The organism is Micromonospora sp. NPDC023737 (assembly GCF_040639715.1).
GTDB lineage: Bacteria > Actinomycetota > Actinomycetes > Mycobacteriales > Micromonosporaceae > Micromonospora.
The window spans coordinates 37,774-54,951 of the sequence record NZ_JBFAAL010000026.1; the positions used below are offsets into that span (position 1 = coordinate 37,774).

A 17,178-nucleotide genomic window follows, 5' to 3' on the forward strand; every position below is an offset into this window, starting at 1 on the left:
CTTGATCATCTGGACGGTCCGGAGGCATCTACGGCGGATAGGTGCCGGTCGGCGAGTCGGGCGCGAGGCGGTGATGAAAGGCTTGGCACATGAGTTCGGCACAGATCCACCCCACCGACCCGGGCGACGCCGAGGCGAACGGCTTCGCGGACCTGGGGCTCCGCCCCGAGTTGCTGGGCGCGCTCACCGCCCTCGGCTACGAGGAGCCCACCCCGATCCAGCGGGAGGCGATTCCTCCGCTGCTGGCCGGCCGGGACCTGCTCGGCCAGGCGGCCACCGGCACCGGCAAGACCGCGGCCTTCGCGCTGCCCCTGTTGCAGCGGATGCCGGCGCACCGGGACAGCGGCGACCCGGTGGCGCTGGTGCTGGTACCGACCCGGGAACTGGCGGTGCAGGTCTCCGAGGCCTTCCACCGCTACGGCCGGGAACTCGGCACCCGCGTGCTGCCGATCTACGGCGGGCAGCCGATCGGCCGGCAGTTGCGTGCCCTGGACGCGGGCGTCGACGTGGTGGTGGCCACCCCGGGTCGCGCGCTGGACCACATCGCCCGGGAGACGCTGCGGCTGGGCGGGATAGCCACCGTGGTGCTGGACGAGGCCGACGAGATGCTCGACATGGGCTTCGCCGAGGACATCGAGGCGATCCTGGAGCACGCGCCGGAGCAGCGGCAGACGGTGCTCTTCTCGGCCACGATGCCGTCGCGCATCGACGGCATGGCCCGGCAGCACCTCACCGACCCGGTCCGGATCCTGATCCAGCGGGAGCAGCCCGTCGCCGGGGAGGCGCCGCGGGTGCGGCAGAGCGCGTACCTGGTCGCCCGGGCGCACAAGCCGGCGGCACTGGGCCGGGTGCTGGACGTGGAGTCGCCGACCGCCGCGATCGTGTTCTGTCGCAGCCGGGAGGAGGTGGACCGGCTCACCGAGACGATGAACGGCCGGGGCTACCGGGCCGAGGCGCTGCACGGCGGGATGAGCCAGGAGCAGCGCGACCGGGTGATGGGGCGGCTGCGCTCCGGGACGGCCGATCTGCTGGTCGCCACCGACGTGGCCGCGCGCGGCCTGGACGTCGAGCAGCTCACCCACGTGGTCAACTACGACGTGCCGTCGGCTCCCGAGTCGTACGTGCACCGGATCGGACGAGTTGGGCGGGCCGGTCGGGAGGGGGTGGCGATCACCCTGGCCGAGCCCCGGGAGCACCGGATGCTCAAGACCATCGAGCGGGTCACCGGCCAACGGATCTCGATCGACACCATCCCGACGGTGGCGGATCTGCGTACCCGGCGTCTGGAGCTGACCCAGGCGGCGCTGCGGGAGAGCCTGCTCGACGACGACCTGGAGCCGTTCCGGGTGATCGTGGAGTCGCTCACCGACGAGTTCGACCTGATGGAGGTCGCCCTCGCCGCGGTGCGGCTGGCGCACGAGGCGACGTCGCCGGGCGCGGACGACGAGGAGGAGATTCCGCAGGTGTCGCTGCGCGGCCCACGCGAGGGGGCGCGGGGCGAGCGGCGCGGCGCCGGCGGCCGGCCTCGTGCGGGCGGCACCACGCAGGTCTTCGTCGGGCTCGGCCGGCGTGCCGGGGTACGGCCCCAGGATCTGGTCGGCGCGATCACCGGCGAGACCGGGATCAGCGGCCGGGACATCGGCTCGATCGAGATCGCGGACCGGTTCTCGCTGGTGGAGGTGCCGCACGCCGTCGCCGACGAGGTGATCGCGGGGCTGCGCGCCAGCACGATCAAGGGGCGCAAGGCGACGGTACGCCGTGACCGTGACGGCGACGACCGGGACCGCCGGGAGCGGGCGTACGCCGAGGATCGCCGCGACCGGCCGTACGGCGCTGACCGCCGGGAGCGGCCGTACGGGGGCGACCGCCGTGAGCGGCGGGACCGCGACGGCGACCGGCACGACCGGCCCTGACCACCACTGCGGTCCCCTGATGCCAGGAAGGGCCCCCTGCCATCCCGTTCGGGATTCGGCAGGGGGCCCTTCGGTGACGCGTCAGGCCGCGGCGAGCGCCGGGCCGTCCAGCGACTCCGTGTCGATCTCGGCCGGGCGCAGCGCCAGGGCGAGCACGTCGGCGACATCGGAGAGGGTGTGGATGGTCAGCGCCTCACGGACCTCGGTGGGCAGGTCGTCCAGGTCCGGCTCGTTGCGCTTCGGGATGATCACTTCGGTCAGGCCCGCCCGGTGCGCGGCGAGCAGCTTCTGCTTCACCCCGCCGATGGGCAGCACCCGCCCGGAGAGGGTCACCTCACCGGTCATCCCGAACTCGGGCCGGACCGGCCGGCCGGTCACCAGCGAGGCCAGTGCGGTGACCATCGTGATGCCGGCGCTGGGGCCGTCCTTGGGCACCGCTCCCGCCGGGAAGTGCACGTGGATCCGGCGCCCGGCCAGGGCGTTCGGGTCGATGCCGAGGCGTCGCCCGTTGGACCGCAGGTAGGACAGCGCGATGTGGGCCGACTCCTTCATCACGTCGCCGAGCTGGCCGGTCAGGGTCAGCCCCGGCTCGCCCTCCATGCTGGTCGCCTCGATGAAGAGCACGTCCCCACCGGCACCGGTGACGGCGAGGCCGGTGGCCACACCGGGTACCGCGGTGCGCTCCGCCGACTCCGGGGTGAACTTCGGCCGGCCCAGGTAGCGGGCCAGGTTGCCGGTGTCCACCTGGACCGGCGTCGGGTCGGTGGCCAGGGCCACCGCCACCTTGCGCAGGATCTTGGCGAGCGCACGCTCGAGCTGCCGGACACCGGCCTCCCGGGTGTACTCCCCCGCGATCTGGGCGAGCGCCTCGTCGGCCACGGTCACCTCGTCGGCGGTCAGCCCGGCCCGCTCCCGCTGCCGGGGCAGCAGGTGGTCGCGGGCGATGGCCACCTTCTCGTCCTCCGTGTAGCCGTCCAGGGTGACCAGCTCCATCCGGTCCAGCAGCGGGCCGGGGATGGTCTCCACCACGTTCGCGGTGGCCAGGAAGAGCACGTCGGACAGGTCGAGGTCGACCTCCAGGTAATGGTCCCGGAAGGTGTGGTTCTGCGCCGGGTCCAGCACCTCCAGCAGCGCGGCGGCCGGGTCACCGGCGTATCCGGCGGCCAGCTTGTCCACCTCGTCGAGGAGCACGACCGGGTTCATCGAGCCCGCCTCGCGCAGGGCACGGACGATCCGGCCGGGCAGCGCGCCGACGTAGGTGCGCCGGTGGCCACGGATCTCCGCCTCGTCTCGTACGCCACCGAGGGACACCCGGACGAAGTTGCGCCCGAGCGCCCGGGCGACCGACTCGCCGAGGCTGGTCTTGCCGACACCGGGAGGTCCGGCCAAAGCGAGCACCGCGCCGGAGCCACGTCCGCCGACCACGCCGAGGTTGCGCTCGGCACGCCGGTTACGCACCGCCAGGTACTCCAGGATGCGGTCCTTCACGTCCGGCAGGCCGGAGTGGTCGGCGTCGAGCACCGCCCGCGCCGCGGCCAGGTCCGTGTTGTCGGTGGTACGCGTGTTCCACGGCATCTCGAGGACCGTGTCCAGCCAGGTGCGGATCCAACCCGCCTCCGGGGAGGCGTCGCTGGCCCGCTCGAGCTTGCCGACCTCGCGCAGTGCCGCCTCGCGCACCTTCTCGGGCAGGTCGGCGGCCTCGACACGGGTCCGGTAGTCGGCCGAGCCGTCCGGCTCGTCCTCACCGAGCTCCTTGCGGATCGCGGCGAGCTGCTGACGCAGCAGGAACTCCCGCTGCGACTTCTCCAGCCCCTCCCGCACGTCGTTGTTGATCTGCTCGGTGACCTCCTGCTCGGCCAGGTGCTCCTTCACCCAGCCGACAAGCAGCTCCAGCCGGGTGGTGACGTCCGGGGCGGCGAGCAGTTCGTTCTTCTGCTCCAGGCTCAGCCAGGGCGCGTAGCCGGCGGAGTCGGCGAGCTCGGAGAGATCGGTCATCCGCTCGATCGCGTCGATGACCTGCCAGGCCCCACGCTGCTGGAGCAGCGAAGACACCAGGGCGCGGTACTCGCGGGCGAGTTCGCGGGCCCGGCCGGCGGGGGTGGGTTCGGAGATCTCGGTGGCCTCGACCCAGAGCGCGGCCCCCGGTCCGGGTACGCCGGAGCCGATGCGGGCGCGCGACAGACCACGGATCACGGCGGCGGGCTCCCCGCTGGGCAGCCGGCCGACCTTCTCGATGGTGGCCACGACGCCGACGGGGCCGTACTCTCCGTCGATACGGGGCACGGCCAGCAGCGTTCGGTCGCCGGAGGCGCGGGCCGCGTCGACCGCGGCCTGAGTGGTCGGGTCGAGGGTCACCGGGATGACCATGCCGGGCAGCAGCACGGCATCGGTCAGAGGAAGTACCGGAAGAGTTGCCATCGAACACCTGCCATCGCATTGAGTTGAGCGTGTCTGACTCAAGTCACGAGGCGTTCACTTTCTTCCGGCGTGTGAGCCAGGCCACTTCCGGTGCGGCTGCCAGGCACCGGCAGCAGCAGTTCCCGCAGCAGCGGGCCGCCCCCGGCGAGCACCACCGCGACCGGGATCGCGATGCTGGTCAGAGCGAGTGCGGCCACCGTCCAGGCGGGCAGCCCGGCGGTCACGGCGCCGACGGTCAGCATGCCGGAGACGGCCAGCTTCACTCGCGTGCGGGCGATCGGGACCAACGGATGCGACGGCATCTTCGACACCTCTTTCCGGGTCGTCAGAGCAGGACCAGCAGCGCGGCGCCGACGGCCGCGGCCGGAATGGTGGTGATCACGGTGGCCAGCAGGGCGGAATGCCGGCGCAGTGCGGCGAGCGGGATCAGCGCGTCACCGTCCTGACTGAGCGCGTTGGCCACCAGGGTGGGCAGCGGCAGCCCGCCGCTGACGTAGAGACCGGTGAAGACGATCTGCACCGCACAGCCGGGAATCAACCCGATCCCGGCGCCGACCAGCACGCCCAGCAATCCGGTCAGCGCGAGCTGGGACCCGTCGAAACCGGTGGTCGTGGTGAACACCTGCCAGCCGACGTACGCCACGGCCACCCAGACGGTGATGAAGGACGCCTCGTGCGCGCTGTGTCGCAGCGTCGCTCGGAACGACTGCGGATGCGCCGTCTCGAGGGTGTCGTCGGCGAACCGCCCCCGGCCGGCCGCGAAGATCAGCACCGCCGTGCACGTGCCGAGCACCCCGAGTGCCAGGTACGGGTCGATACCGCCGAACGCACGGGTCAGGGTGCCCGGATCCACCATCTGGAAGACCACCGGTACCGAAACCGCGAAGGCGGGCGTGGTCAGTCCCCAGAACGCCTTGGCGGCCGGCACCCGGGGCAGCAGCCCGCCGAGCACCCGCCGGGACGCGCCGGGATCCGGCCCACCGGCGGCCACCAGACCGGCCGGGGCGGCAGGCGCGTCGATACGGGCCGCCTCCGCTGCGGCGCGCCGACCGCGGCGCGCCGGGTCGATGCCGAGCGCGTCCACGACGTACCCGGTGACCAGCCCCACCGCGAAGAGCAGCAGATGGATCTTGAGCGCGAAGAGCGGGTTCCAGGCGATCACGACCCAGGAGGAGTCACCCATGGTCGCGGCGAGAGCGGCGATGACGGTGCCGAAGGAGACCTTCCCACGCGCGTACAGCGGCATCAGGATGATCGCCCCACCGCAGCCGGGACTCACGCCGAGCAGCGCCCCGACCAGCGGCCCGAGCCGGGGATGCTTGGTGAGGCCGTCGGTGGCCCGGTCGCCGTAGCGCCAACGCAGCCAGCCGAAGAGCGCCACCATGACGGCGACGTAGACGCCCACCTGCATGAACGCGTCCGCGAGCGGACGAAGCAAGAGTTCGGTCACGGCACACCTCCGCCAGGACGGATGCCGCCGGGCCGCCCGCCAGGTGGGCGGCCCGGCGCGGCGACATCAGGTGAGCTTGCTCTTGACCTTGGTGGCGACCTTGCCGACCATGCCCGGGTTGGTGCCGTACAGGCGCGGGTCCCCGGGCGGCAGCACCGGTTCCGGCGCGTGCGCCCGCGGGCTGTTGTCGTACTGGAACTGGCCCTTGCCGTCCGGCGCCGGCCCGGACGCCCAGCGCCCCTGGGAGGCGTCGGTGCCGGGTGAGAAGTCCAGGTAGGTGTAGCCGAACTGCTCGGTCAACTCGGACGAGTCGGGGAAGGCGTCCGGCACCGGCATCTCCTCCAGGCCGTCCTCCTTGAGCTGCTCGATCGCGGCCATCCACATGTTCTGGTGCATGGTGTCCCGGGCCAGCAGGAAACGCAGCATCTGCTTGACCCCCGGGTCGTCGGTCATGTTGAACAGTCGGGCCACCTGCAGCCGCCCCTGAGCCTCGGCCGTGACGTTGAGGTAGAAGTCGGCCAGCAGGTTGCCACTGGCGGTGATGTACGAGCCGTTCCAGGGCACCCCGACGCTGTCCACCGGCAACGCTCCGCCGCCGCCGTGGATGAAGTGCGCCGGGTTGGAGCCGCCGTAGATCGCCCCCACCATCGGGTTGTGCTCGGCCGCTTCCTGCAGGGACAGGGGCGCGTTCTCGAGCAGCCGGGTGATCATCGTGGCGATCATCTCGACGTGACCCATCTCCTCGGTGCCGACGTCGAGGAACAGGTCCTTGTACTTGCCGGGCAGGCGGCAGTTCCAGCCCTGGTAGAGGTACTGGTTGGCGACGGTCATCTCGCCCCACTTGCCGCCCAGGATCTCCTGTAGCCGACGGGCGAACGCGGCGTCCGGACCGTCCGGCTTCGCCTCGAACTGCAGGTCCTTCAGGTGAGTGAACAAGGATCCTCCTCGGTACCGCGACGATGTGGCACCGGTATGGTTCCCGCATCGCTGGCCCGGCCGGGCCAACCGGCGGCCCAGCCGGGTCAACCGCGGATGGGCGCGACCTGCGGCAGCAGCACCTCTATCGCCACACCGCGTGGGCGGAGCCGGTGCACGTGCACCGAACCGCCGTCGGCCGCGACGAGCCGGCGGACGATCCACAGGCCGAGCCCGGACATGCCAGCGCCCGGCTGCGGCCGGCGCAGCGCCTCCAGCAGGCTCACCGCCACCCGTCCCTCGTTCGTCACCAGCAGGCTGAGCCCGGAGCGGCGCAGCGTGGCGTAGATCCCCACCTGACCGTCGCGAGGCCCGTGCCGCAGCGCGTTCTCAACCAGGTTGACCAGCACCTGCCGAAGGCGTCCTGCCGGCACCGGGCACCCTCCCGCCCGCCGGGTGGCCCGGACCCGTCGCCGGTGCACGGGCACCAGGGCGGCGGCCTCCCGCAGGAGCTCGCCGAGCGGCACGAGCGTCTCCGGCTCCGCCGGGGTCAGCGCGCCGGTGCCGGCGGTCGCGTCACGGAGCAGCGCCTGCAGGTGGGCTGCCTGGTCCCGCGCGAGTCGGATGATCGCCCGGCGGTCGGCGGCGGTCAGCTCCCGGCGCTCGTCGGCGAGAGCCCCGGTCAGCGACGTCAGCGAGCTGACCGGGGTACGGAACTCGTGACAGAGCACGCGCAGCAGCAGTTCCGGGTCGCTAGGGGTCAGCTGGTCCACTTCTTCACCGGCCGGCTCGACCCGCCGGAAACCTCGCAGCACCGCCGCCAACCCGTACCGTCCGCGCATCCGACCCGCTCCCTCCGTACCGGTGCGTACCCGCATGATCGGTACCCGCTCGGGAAGGGACCAGACATGCCCGACGCGCCCACCATTCGGCTCGTCGTCGTCGACGACCACCCGCTCTTCGTACGCGGGCTCGAACTTCTGCTGCCCGCCACGACCGACAAGCGGGTGGAGGTCGTGGGCTCGACCGGTGACGCCTCGGCGGCCGCCTCGCTGGTGAGCCGCTGCCATCCGGACCTGGCCCTGGTCGACCTGCACATGCCGCCGCCGGGCGGCGTGCGCGCCGTGGCCGCCATCCGGCGGACCACGCCCCGGGTACGTGTCGTGGCCATGTCGGGCGGCGACGACCCGGCCCCGGCGCTGGAGGCGCTGCGAGCCGGCGCCGAGGGGTACCTGCCGAAGAGCAGCCAACCCGAGGAGTTGCTGCCGCCGCTGCTGGCGATCCTCGACGGCTGGGCGGTGCTCCCGTCGGAACTGCTGCGTGCACTGCTACGACCGACCCGGTCCGCCGCGATCGACCTGGACGTCGAGGAGCGTCGTCTGCTGCGGGCCGTAGCCACCGGCCGCAGCACCGTCGAGATCGCCGAAGACCTGCACGTGTCGGAACGGACCGTGAAGCGGATGATCGCCGCTCTGCTGCGGAAACTGCGGGTCTCCAGCCGGGCCGAGGCCGCCGCTCTCGCCGGCCAGGTGGGTCTGCTCGGCGAATGAACGGTCGGGCCGATTCCACGGCCCACCGATCTGGTGGCGGGACCGATTACCCGGTCAGGCACACTATTGGTGGCGCGAAAACACGACCCGCCGAAATGAATCGACCGTATTCTTGCGGTTTACCGGGATCGTACGTCAAACTTTGGAACACACCCCGCCCCAGACAGGGAGTAATCGGCGATGGCCAGAAAAGTAATCACGGTGCTGACCGACGACCTCGATGGTGGAAAGGCCGACCGGACCGTCGAGTTCAGCCTCGACGGCGTCGGCTACACCATCGACGTCTCGGACGAGAACGCCGGCGTGCTGCGCAAGGCGCTCGACCCTTACATCACCGCCGGTCGGCGCATCGGGCGCGGCAATGTGGAGAGCGCCCGCGGTGGACGGCGGGCGGTCCGGATCGGTGGCGCGGGAATGGATCGGGAGCAGAACCGCGCCATCCGCGAATGGGCCGCCAAGAACGGTTACCGGATCTCCGAACGGGGTCGGATCCCGGTCGAGGTCGCCGAGGCGTACAAGAACCGCTGATCCTGCTCGCGTCGGCGCGCGACGTTTCGTCGCGGCGGGGAGCGTCGCCAGCAGGGCATCCACCCGGCCGGCCCGCAGGGGCCGGCCGGACGTATTCGTGATGCCGGGCAGGCCCAGGTGCAGAGCCGGGCCGCCCGGGATCGGCCCGGGCGGCCCGGCCGTGCCCGATCCGGCGCTCAGCCGACCTGGATGCGCACCGCGTCGAAGGCGGGGGCTGGTTGGCCCGCTCCATCATCGGCAACCGGCGGCGGCGCCGACCTCGCCGAAGGCGGTGCTGACACAGCGGTCGCCGTTCTGGAAGCCATCGTGTTGCCTTCAGCCGGCTGTCGTCGCAGTTGTTCGCGAGCACCTCCAGGCCGGCGCCCGGCCCGCCGGTGCCACCGCCGTCGTCAGTCCCACCGCCGCCCACCGGCGCGACCTGGCACTCGGCGACACGGGCGAGGTTCTGCGGGCGCGGCCCGAACCGGTCGACGGCGGTGGTGATCCGGGCCAGCCCTCGGCCCGGACGCGACGGGGCACCTCGGGGAGCTGACCGGCCACATCCGAACAGGCGATCGCGGAGCTTCCCGAGCCGCCGCCACCGCCCGTCCCCGGTTGGCACTGCTCTCCGTCGCCCCAGTGGTTGCGTACCCACCGAGCGTCCTGCCAGGTGCGGCTGGTGGAGTCGCGGCCATCCGGCGCCGTCCCGCCGGGACTCGGTTGCGCACAGGTTCCCGCCACCGGCCGAGGATTACCGGACCGCGTTCCCCGGCCGCGGATATCCGGGTCACGGCGACGATCCCGCCGAAGACCGCGAGGGTGCCGATCACGGCCGGCAGGCGCCTGCTCCGTGCGTTACCGGGCGACTGGTGCGTCCGTGGACCTGCGCATCGAATTGCTCTCCTCGCGATCCGGGGGGTCCGTGCCGCGCCGGCCGTCGGAATTGCGCGCACGCCGAGTCCACAACGCTGGCGTACCGTCACACGTCGATGGCCAAGGATGCCATTTCCGTACCTTCTCCCGCCTCCGGCGCCACGGACGGGAGAGATCCCGTCCATTCCCGCTGAGGTACGGAACGTCCGCGGTCAGGGGTTCAACGAGTCACCGGAAAAATTGTCCGGGCGGTCACCGACCGCCCCGGACGGGTACTGATAGCCGCTGGTCAGGTCGTAGGGGCGGCACCGACGGAGCCGACGAACTCAGTCGGCGCAGAGATGGTCGAAGGCGAAACCGCCGACCAGTTCGTCCCGCCGGGACTGTAGGGCGAGGATGTCGGCCCGCAGTGCGTCCCTGTCGACGAGCTCCGGCTCCACGTCGTCCAGGTCACGCAGCCGCTCGCCGATCGCGACCGCGGCGAGGTCCTCGGCCAGCTGCGCGGAGTCGATGCCGCAGGAGAAGCCGTGCCCCCGGACCGTCACCCGCTCGACCAGGCAGCGTCCGGGGCGGACCTCCACCCAGCTCCACCCCTCTGCCGGTCCACCGGACCACCGCACGTGCAGGCCGCGCACGATGGGGTCGACCAGCCGGCGGGAGACGTACGCCTCCACGGCGGCCGCCCGGGCCAGCGCGCCCAGATCGTTCACGTGCCCCGTACGCCCGTCGGGGAGCCTGCCGAGGATCTCGCGGAACCCGGTCGGCGCGGGCCCCTCCGGGTCGGGCGGGGTCGCCGCGGCGTAGTCGCGCGCGTCGAGGACGTACTCCACCAGGCGACGACCGTGGTCGGCGGGTCGCAGTGTCGACGACTCGATTCGCAGCACCGGCAGCCCGGCCGCCGCGGCGACCGTGGCCTTCATCCGCTCGGCCCGCTGCGCCGGCGAGCCTCCCGGCACGGCGGGACCGATCTCGACCGCGGCGAGGATCCGACCGGTGTCGCCGGAACAGATGACGAGGTCGTATCCCTCGCGGCTGGCCGTACTCCACTGGTTGCCGGTGACACCCGGCGGACGTCCCGGTACGAGCTCGCCGAGCCGGTGCGCGGGGTACACCTGGTGACCGGCGCGGTGGAGCAGCGGGGCGCGCCCGCCCGCCAGGGGCAGCGCCCGCAGAAGCCTGCCCTCGTCACTGCCGGTGATCGTCATCCGCCTGATCCATCCGCCGATTCGTCGACCGGCCGAGTCTAGGGGTGGATCATGAGGGGCGCGTCGCCGGTGCGGCCCCGGCCGGAGCCACGACCAGCGAAACTCAATAGGTGTGAGCTGAATCACAGATCGGTCATGTTCCGACTCGCGGCGAGCGTGTATCCACATCCACGCCGGTAGCGCGCCGGTCGGGAGGTGCCATGTCGCGACGATTCGGCTTGCTCGCCGGTCTCCTGCTGGTGGCCGTCTGGGTGTTGGCCGGCGCGGGGATCGCCGGCATCACCCTGCTGGCCGGTGTCGTCGGGTGGCTCGGCGGCCGGGTGCTGGGCGGCGACGTCGCGGCGACCGGCCTCGGCGACCGGGCCGCACGGCGGCGGGGACCGACAGGGAGGCAGCGATGAGCTACCCGATCGACCGGACTCCCACCCGGATCACCCCGGACGCCGTCGCACGGATCAGCGCCCACGCGGCCGGCCGGGCCACCGGCGTGCACACGCTGGTCACCGTGCCGGCCCGGCCGTACGGCGTGGCGGTCCGCCTCGACGACCGGACGGTGAGCGTCGACGTGGACGTCGTCACCTGGTACGGCCAGAGCGTGCTGACCGTGGCCGACGCGATCCGGGACGCGGTGATCGACCGGGTGCAGTCGTCAACCGGGCTGGCCGTACGGGAAGTCACCGTCACGGTGCAGGACGTCGTCGTACCGGGCGTGGACGTACCGGTGCCGACGTGACCGGCCGGACCGCCGGAGGTTGAGATGCGTACCGCCAACCGGCTGGCCACGCTGCTGCTCGCCGTCCTCCTGCTCGTCGGCGGCGTACTACTGGCCGTGGAGGCGCTGCTGTCCGCGGCCGGCCGCCCGGCGCTCATCGTCGACCTCGCCGGCTGGGCCGCGGCCCTCGGCGGGACCCGGTGGGACGAGCCGGCCGTACGCGCGGCGGCGATCGGCGTCCTCCTGCTCGGGCTCTGCCTCCTCGCCGCCGAGCTGCGGCGGTGGACACCCCTGCGGGTGGACGCCGGGGCCGGCTGGCACCTGCACCGCCGTTGCCTGGAGCGGCGGCTTACCGTGGCCGCCGGTTCGGTTCCGGGTGTACGGCGGGCCCGGGTCCGGGTACGCCGGCACGGCGCCGAGTGGCGACCGCGGGTGGCGGTCGTCGGTGACCCGGCGACCCGCGGCGAGGTCGAGTTCGCCGTGCGTCAGGAACTGCACCGGCTGGCCGTTGCCCGACCCAGCCGGATCGAGGTGCGGTTGCTCCCCCGGCGGGCGGCGTGACCAACGCCGCGCACCGGGTGCTCTGGACCGTCGTGGCATTGCTGCTGGTCGCGCTCGGCGGCGTCGCGCTGGCGCTGAACCTCGGTCGAATCCCCGGCGGGGACTCCGGCGCGGTGCTGCTCGGCGCGGGGCTACGCCGCTCCTGGCGGCTCGCCGCGCCCTGGGGCGCACTGGCCGTGGCGGTCGCCGGGCTGCTCGCCGCGGTGAGCGGGCTGTGGCTGCTGCTCCGGGAGCTGCGCGGAAGCGGCGAGGATCGGCGCGGCACACTCGTCCACCCGGGCCGGCGCGGGCGGACCCGGCTGGCCGCCGCGGCGCTCGCCCGGGCGCTGGAACGCGACCTGACCGGCGATCCGCGGATACGTCGGGCACGGGTGGTGCTCACCGGCGATCCGCACCGGCCCGACCTGTGGCTCCGCGTGGAGATCGTGGCCGGCACGCGCACCGCCGGCCTGCGGGAGCATGTGAGCACCGCGGTCCGCCGCTACGTCGACACCGCCGATTGCCGCCCCGCCCACCTCGACGTGACCGCGCTGGTCGACGCCGGCCAGGCATGATCGACCCACCGGTTCCCGCTCGGTCGCCGGAGCACCGAGACCTGGAGGTGGAGCGTGCGGGTCGTGTCGCTCGTACCGTCGCTCACCGAGGCCGTGGCGGTCACCCTGCCCGGCGTGCTGGTCGGCGCCACCGACTGGTGCACCCACCCGGCGGGGCTGGACGTGCCGCGGGTGGGCGGCAGCAAGTACCCCGACCTGGCTCGGGTGCTGGCGCTGCGCCCGGACCTCGTGCTGCTCAACGTCGAGGAGAACCGCCGGGAGGACGCCGACGCGCTGGTCGCGGCGGGGGTGCCGGTGCGGGTCACCTACCCGCGTACCGTGCCGGAGGCCCTCACCGAGCTGACCGAACTGCTCGCCGACCTCGGCGCGACGGCGGAGCCGGCCTGGCTCGGCGCCGCCCGCCGTGCCTGGGCCGACCCGCCGCGGTTGTCGCCGGCCCGCCGGGCGGTGGTGCCGGTCTGGCGTCGCCCCTGGGTGGTCCTCGGATCCGACACGTTCGCCGGGGACGTGCTGCGCCGGTTGGGGACGGTGAACCTCTACGAGGGACACCCCGAGCGTTACCCCCGCCCGGAGCTCGCCGAGCTACGCGACGTCGACGCGGAACTCGTGGTGCTCCCCGACGAGCCGTACCGCTTCACCGCCGACGACGGCCCCGACGCCTTCCCCGGTAAGCCCTGCGCCCTACTCTCCGGCCGGCATCTGACCTGGTACGGACCGTCGTTGGCCGAGGCGCCCGCGGTGCTCGCCGCGCAGCTGGCCCGGCCGGTGACCGCCCCGGTCTGAGCTGGCCGGGTCGATCACCCGCTCGACCGCCGCCGCCGGCACGGCAGGTCGCCGGCCAGGTGGTGATCGGTCGCGCGCTGCCGTCGCGCAACGGATCCCGGCGTCAGGGCTCCCCACCCTCGGCCCGGCGGTCCGCCGAACGGCCGCGGGCCCGGCTCCGTCCCCGCCGGACCGACAGTGCGCTCCACCCGATCGACGCCGACAGGGTCAGCACCACCACCGCGAACGTGATCCAGAGCGGCAGCTTTCCCACGGGCGTCTCGGCGAGGATCAGCTTCAGCCCGGCGAAGGCCAGCAGCACCGCCAGGCCGTACCGCAGGTAGCCGAAGTGACGCAGCAGCCCGGCGAGGCAGAAGTAGAGGCTGCGCAGCCCCAGCACGGCGAAGGCGTTCGCCGTCCAGACCAGGAACGTGTTGGTGGTGATGGACAGGATCGCGGCCACCGAGTCGATCGCGAAGACCACGTCGGTGGCTTCGATCGCGACGAGCGACACCAGTAGCAGGGTCGCCTGGCGTCGGCCGTCGATGCGTACCGTGAACCGGTCACCGTGGTAGCTGGGTGCGGTCGGGACCAGCCGGCGGAACAGCCGCACCACCCGGTTGCGTTCCGGGTTCACGTCGGGTTCGCCGCGTACGGCCAACCGCCAGCCGGTCCAGATCAGGAAAGCGCCGAGCACCGCGCCGGCCCAGGCCAGCCGCCGCAGCAGCTCGGCGCCGGCGAGAATGAAGCCCAGCCGGAACACCAACGCCCCGAGCACACCCCAGAACAACACCTTGTGCTGGTAGCCGGCGGGGACCCGGAAGTAGCCGAAGAGCAGGGCGAAGACGAAGACGTTGTCCACCGACAGCGCCTTCTCCAACAGGTATCCCGAGTAGTACGCGACCGCCGGCTCGCCGCCGCGCCAGAACCAGATGACCAGGCCGAAGAGGAGGCCGGCGCCGATCCAGACGGCGCTCCAGATCAGCGCCTCGCGCAGCTCGATGACGTGGTTGTCCCGATGCGAGAGCACATCCACCGCGAGCATGATCGCGATGACCACACTGACCGCCGCCCAGGCCCAGGGCGGCGCTGGGAACGTCGCGTCGCCCACCCGGCGCCCTCCGCATCGACCGCTTCCCCGGGGTCGTCTCCGCCGCTCGGCGCGGCGACGACGGATTGAGGCGGGGGGCTACCGCGAGCCTATTTCAACGGCGCGGGCGGCGGGACAGCTCGGACGAGATCGGTCCGCGCCGTCCGGTCCGGTCCGCGTACGCGCTGGTCCGCCGCGACACGGTGGCGGGCTGCCGCACATCGGCCCCGCGCTATCCGGCAGGATCGGAGCTGACCGGGCCACATGACCCAACACGGCAGGAGACTTCCGGATGAACCAGCCAGCAGGTGCCCGCTCGGGCAAGCCCGACGTCGCCCCGATCGAGGGCGCGCCCCCCGCCGACCTCGTGGTCGAGGACCTCACCGTCGGCGACGGCCCGGAGGCCCAGCCGGGGCAGTTGGCCACCGTGCACTACGTCGGCGTCGGACACGCGAGCGGGCGCGAGTTCGACTCGTCCTGGAACCGGGGCGAGCCGTTCGAGTTCCCGTTGGGCGGCGGACAGGTCATCGCCGGGTGGGACCAGGGCGTGGTCGGCATGCGCGTCGGCGGCCGCCGCCGGCTGGTCATCCCGCCGCACCTGGGTTACGGCGACCGGGGCGCCGCCGGCGTCATCCGACCGGGCGAGACCCTGATCTTCGTGGTGGACCTGCTCGGCGTCCGCTGACCACTCGCCGGGGCCGTCGACCGACGTCGGCGGCCCCGCTCGCCGCTCGGTGTCCGCTCCCGGCCGACGTCGAGTTCAGGCGGCCACCAGCACCAGCTGCCGCGCCAGCGGCCCGGGCCGTGCCGGACGCGGCGCCGGCACCGACGATTCGACAGGTGTGGCCGACGACGGAGCGGGGGCGGCGGTCGGTGGGACCGGCGCCGCGGATCGCGGTAGCGAGGTGGGCTGCGCGGGCGGGCCCGCGGCCGGCCCGGACGACTGGACGACCGGGACGACCCGGTGCAGCCCGGTGACCCGGAGCACCCGGGCCACCACCGGATCCGGGTCGACCAGCACGAGCTCGCCGCCCTGCGCGCGCACGCGCAGGTGCGCGGCGGCCAGCGCCCGCACCCCGGCGGCGGAGAGCAGCCGGACGCCGGCCAGGTCCACGCGCAGCACCGGCCGCGACGGCGCGGCCCAGAGCGCCGAGCGGAGCGCCCCCACGGTGGCGACGTCGATCTCGCCGATCGCGCGCACGTCCACGCTCTCGTCGCCCACGCTCACCTGCACGTGGAAACGGTCGCTGAGCTGCTCTCCCATGCTGTCCAATCTAGTCTCGACCACCGACAGTCCGGTTCCTGCTGAAGAGTGATTCGGGGTACGCCCAGGGTCGTACCCCGACCGGACCCTGATCCCCCGCGAGCCGGAACGTACGGGTTGCGCCGACGCGCCGCAACGCCGACCGGCCTGGTGACGGCACATCAGGGAATCGGCGGGTGACAATGCATGGATGCTCGTCCTGCGCCCCCGGCCGCCCCGGCTGATCCGACCGGTCCGTGAGCCGGCCACCGTTCCGCCCGCGCTGACCGGTTCGTGGGCCCCAACCGACCGGCGGCTCGACGCGGTCGAGCTGTTGCCGCTGCCGGACGGCGCGGTCGGCCCCGAGGACGTGGTCGTGGACCCGGCCGGCCGGGTGCTCAGTGGCGACGAGGACGGGCGGCTGTGGTGGTGGCCGGCGGACGCGGCACCGGGAACCCGCCCGCGGCTGCTGGCCGAGACCGGTGGCCGGCCGCTCGGTATCGAACTCGACCCGTGCAGCGGCGGGCTGGTGGTCTGCGACGCCTACCGGGGGCTGCTGCGGGTCACCCCGGACGGGTCGGTGCACGAGCTGACCGGGACGGCCCCACCGGTACACCTGGCCAACAACGCCGCCGTGGCCCGGGACGGCACCATCTACTTCACCGACAGCTCGGATCGGTTCCCCGTGTCGCACTGGAAGCGGGACCTGCTGGAGCACCGGCCGAACGGCCGGGTGCTCGCGTACCGGCCTGGGGCTCGACGCGCCGAGGTGGTGGTGGAGGGTCTCTACTTCCCGAACGGCATCGCGCTGACTCCGGACGAGTCGGCGCTGATGCTGGTGGAGACGACCACCCACCGGCTGCTCCGGGTCGAGCTTCCCGGCGGCGCGGTCCGCGTCCTGACCGACCTGCCCGCGTACCCGGACAATCTCTCGGCCGTGGGCGACGGCACGTACTGGATCGCGCTGCCCAGCCCCCGGGTGGCGGTGGCCGAGCGGCTGCTGCCGCACCCCCGGCTGCGCCAGCTGGCCGCGCTGCTACCCGACGCCATGCAGCCCCAACCACGACGCTACGGCCTGGTCGCGCTGGTCGACGGCGAGGGCGCCGTCCGCCGTACGCTGCACGGTCCGCGCGGTGACTACTGGATGATCACGGGGGTACGCCAGCACGGCGACGTGCTCTGGCTCGGCAGCTTGATCGGCCCGGGCATCGCGCGTGTCCGGCTCACCTGACCGCCGGCGCTCGGGAAGTGCCGCGCACACGCGGCGTGCTCCGGTGCCAACCCGGCGCGGTCGGGCGCAGCACGACGCCTCGAAAGCAACTCGCCCTTCGTGAAGTCGGGGGGGGGGCCGCGCGGGGGGCCCCCCCCAAAACACGTCCGCGGGCCCCCCCCACAACACCCCAAGGACCCCACCCCCCGCGATCG

16 protein-coding genes and 2 pseudogenes are annotated in these 17,178 nt (G+C 73.1%); 10 read left to right on the forward strand and 8 right to left on the reverse strand.

Annotated features, from left to right (window positions below; all coding sequences use genetic code 11):
* Positions 1-89: 89 nt before the first annotated feature.
* Positions 90-1,796 (forward strand): annotated as a pseudogene (locus AB0F98_RS30385) (DEAD/DEAH box helicase); the annotation flags it as partial.
* A gap of 198 nt (positions 1,797-1,994) precedes the next feature.
* Here the strand turns inward: AB0F98_RS30385 and lon are convergent.
* From lon to AB0F98_RS30410, 5 genes are all read right to left on the reverse strand, one after another.
* Positions 1,995-4,331, reverse strand: a complete 2,337-nt coding sequence (lon, locus tag AB0F98_RS30390; protein ID WP_357742553.1) for an endopeptidase La — start codon at positions 4,329-4,331, stop codon at positions 1,995-1,997.
* Between the two features lie 38 nt (positions 4,332-4,369).
* The gene (locus AB0F98_RS30395) at positions 4,370-4,633 is read right to left on the reverse strand and encodes a hypothetical protein (RefSeq protein ID WP_357742559.1); all 264 of its coding nucleotides are present in this window, start codon (positions 4,631-4,633) and stop codon (positions 4,370-4,372) included.
* Positions 4,634-4,656: 23 nt separating this feature from the next.
* A complete protein-coding gene (locus AB0F98_RS30400) occupies positions 4,657-5,781 on the reverse strand; it encodes a putative manganese transporter (protein WP_357742562.1) in 1,125 nt (374 codons plus the stop codon).
* A gap of 66 nt (positions 5,782-5,847) precedes the next feature.
* The gene (locus AB0F98_RS30405; RefSeq protein ID WP_357742565.1) at positions 5,848-6,717 is read right to left on the reverse strand and encodes a manganese catalase family protein; all 870 of its coding nucleotides are present in this window, start codon (positions 6,715-6,717) and stop codon (positions 5,848-5,850) included.
* 86 nt (positions 6,718-6,803) lie between these two features.
* Complete coding sequence (locus AB0F98_RS30410) at positions 6,804-7,538, reverse strand: HAMP domain-containing sensor histidine kinase (protein ID WP_357742567.1); 735 nt, start codon at positions 7,536-7,538, stop codon at positions 6,804-6,806.
* A 66-nt stretch (positions 7,539-7,604) separates the two neighbouring features.
* On the opposite strand from AB0F98_RS30410, the gene AB0F98_RS30415 reads away from it, so the two are divergent.
* Both AB0F98_RS30415 and AB0F98_RS30420 read left to right on the forward strand, forming a co-directional pair.
* Complete coding sequence (locus AB0F98_RS30415) at positions 7,605-8,246, forward strand: response regulator transcription factor (protein ID WP_357742570.1); 642 nt, start codon at positions 7,605-7,607, stop codon at positions 8,244-8,246.
* A 180-nt stretch (positions 8,247-8,426) separates the two neighbouring features.
* The gene (locus AB0F98_RS30420; protein WP_357742573.1) at positions 8,427-8,774 is read left to right on the forward strand and encodes an Lsr2 family protein; all 348 of its coding nucleotides are present in this window, start codon (positions 8,427-8,429) and stop codon (positions 8,772-8,774) included.
* A gap of 1,178 nt (positions 8,775-9,952) precedes the next feature.
* Here the strand turns inward: AB0F98_RS30420 and AB0F98_RS30425 are convergent.
* The gene (locus AB0F98_RS30425; RefSeq protein ID WP_357742576.1) at positions 9,953-10,831 is read right to left on the reverse strand and encodes a hypothetical protein; all 879 of its coding nucleotides are present in this window, start codon (positions 10,829-10,831) and stop codon (positions 9,953-9,955) included.
* Positions 10,832-11,031: 200 nt separating this feature from the next.
* Between AB0F98_RS30425 and AB0F98_RS30430 the strand changes: the two genes are divergently transcribed.
* From AB0F98_RS30430 to AB0F98_RS30450, 5 genes are read left to right on the forward strand one after another with little or no spacing between them, the layout of a single operon-like run.
* A complete protein-coding gene (locus AB0F98_RS30430; protein WP_357742578.1) occupies positions 11,032-11,232 on the forward strand; it encodes a hypothetical protein in 201 nt (66 codons plus the stop codon).
* The gene (locus AB0F98_RS30435) at positions 11,229-11,564 is read left to right on the forward strand and encodes an Asp23/Gls24 family envelope stress response protein (protein WP_357742581.1); all 336 of its coding nucleotides are present in this window, start codon (positions 11,229-11,231) and stop codon (positions 11,562-11,564) included. The genes AB0F98_RS30430 and AB0F98_RS30435 overlap by 4 nt, the downstream gene beginning before the upstream one ends.
* A gap of 24 nt (positions 11,565-11,588) precedes the next feature.
* Positions 11,589-12,104, forward strand: a complete 516-nt coding sequence (locus tag AB0F98_RS30440) for a DUF6286 domain-containing protein (protein ID WP_357742583.1) — start codon at positions 11,589-11,591, stop codon at positions 12,102-12,104.
* A complete protein-coding gene (locus AB0F98_RS30445; protein WP_357742586.1) occupies positions 12,101-12,658 on the forward strand; it encodes a hypothetical protein in 558 nt (185 codons plus the stop codon). Before AB0F98_RS30440 ends, AB0F98_RS30445 begins: the two co-directional genes overlap by 4 nt.
* A 54-nt stretch (positions 12,659-12,712) precedes the next feature.
* Positions 12,713-13,441 carry a helical backbone metal receptor gene (locus AB0F98_RS30450; RefSeq protein WP_357742589.1) on the forward strand — a complete coding sequence of 243 codons (729 nt, stop codon included), beginning with the start codon at positions 12,713-12,715 and terminating at the stop codon, positions 13,439-13,441.
* Between the two features lie 103 nt (positions 13,442-13,544).
* On the opposite strand, the gene AB0F98_RS30455 is transcribed toward AB0F98_RS30450, so the two are convergent.
* Positions 13,545-14,531, reverse strand: a complete 987-nt coding sequence (locus AB0F98_RS30455) for a TerC family protein (RefSeq protein WP_357742592.1) — start codon at positions 14,529-14,531, stop codon at positions 13,545-13,547.
* A 271-nt stretch (positions 14,532-14,802) separates the two neighbouring features.
* On the opposite strand from AB0F98_RS30455, the gene AB0F98_RS30460 reads away from it, so the two are divergent.
* Complete coding sequence (locus AB0F98_RS30460) at positions 14,803-15,195, forward strand: FKBP-type peptidyl-prolyl cis-trans isomerase (protein WP_355150517.1); 393 nt, start codon at positions 14,803-14,805, stop codon at positions 15,193-15,195.
* 261 nt (positions 15,196-15,456) lie between these two features.
* Here the strand turns inward: AB0F98_RS30460 and AB0F98_RS30465 are convergent.
* Positions 15,457-15,774: pseudogene (locus tag AB0F98_RS30465) on the reverse strand (STAS domain-containing protein); the annotation flags it as partial.
* 190 nt (positions 15,775-15,964) lie between these two features.
* Here AB0F98_RS30465 and AB0F98_RS30470 point away from each other — a divergent pair.
* The gene (locus tag AB0F98_RS30470; protein ID WP_357742596.1) at positions 15,965-16,984 is read left to right on the forward strand and encodes an SMP-30/gluconolactonase/LRE family protein; all 1,020 of its coding nucleotides are present in this window, start codon (positions 15,965-15,967) and stop codon (positions 16,982-16,984) included.
* The last annotated feature ends 194 nt before the right edge of the window (positions 16,985-17,178 follow it).

Bases quoted from the DNA above. Each gene is read 5' to 3' on its own strand.
- lon (WP_357742553.1), bottom strand. From the start codon at position 4,331: ATGGCAACTCTTCCGGTACTTCCTCTGACCGATGCCGTGCTGCTGCCC.
- AB0F98_RS30395 (WP_357742559.1), bottom strand. From the start codon at position 4,633: ATGCCGTCGCATCCGTTGGTCCCGATCGCCCGCACGCGAGTGAAGCTG.
- AB0F98_RS30410 (WP_357742567.1), bottom strand. From the start codon at position 7,538: ATGCGCGGACGGTACGGGTTGGCGGCGGTGCTGCGAGGTTTCCGGCGG.
- AB0F98_RS30415 (WP_357742570.1), top strand. From the start codon at position 7,605: ATGCCCGACGCGCCCACCATTCGGCTCGTCGTCGTCGACGACCACCCG.
- AB0F98_RS30420 (WP_357742573.1), top strand. From the start codon at position 8,427: ATGGCCAGAAAAGTAATCACGGTGCTGACCGACGACCTCGATGGTGGA.
- AB0F98_RS30425 (WP_357742576.1), bottom strand. From the start codon at position 10,831: ATGACGATCACCGGCAGTGACGAGGGCAGGCTTCTGCGGGCGCTGCCC.
- AB0F98_RS30430 (WP_357742578.1), top strand. From the start codon at position 11,032: ATGTCGCGACGATTCGGCTTGCTCGCCGGTCTCCTGCTGGTGGCCGTC.
- AB0F98_RS30435 (WP_357742581.1), top strand. From the start codon at position 11,229: ATGAGCTACCCGATCGACCGGACTCCCACCCGGATCACCCCGGACGCC.
- AB0F98_RS30440 (WP_357742583.1), top strand. From the start codon at position 11,589: ATGCGTACCGCCAACCGGCTGGCCACGCTGCTGCTCGCCGTCCTCCTG.
- AB0F98_RS30460 (WP_355150517.1), top strand. From the start codon at position 14,803: ATGAACCAGCCAGCAGGTGCCCGCTCGGGCAAGCCCGACGTCGCCCCG.
- AB0F98_RS30470 (WP_357742596.1), top strand. From the start codon at position 15,965: ATGCTCGTCCTGCGCCCCCGGCCGCCCCGGCTGATCCGACCGGTCCGT.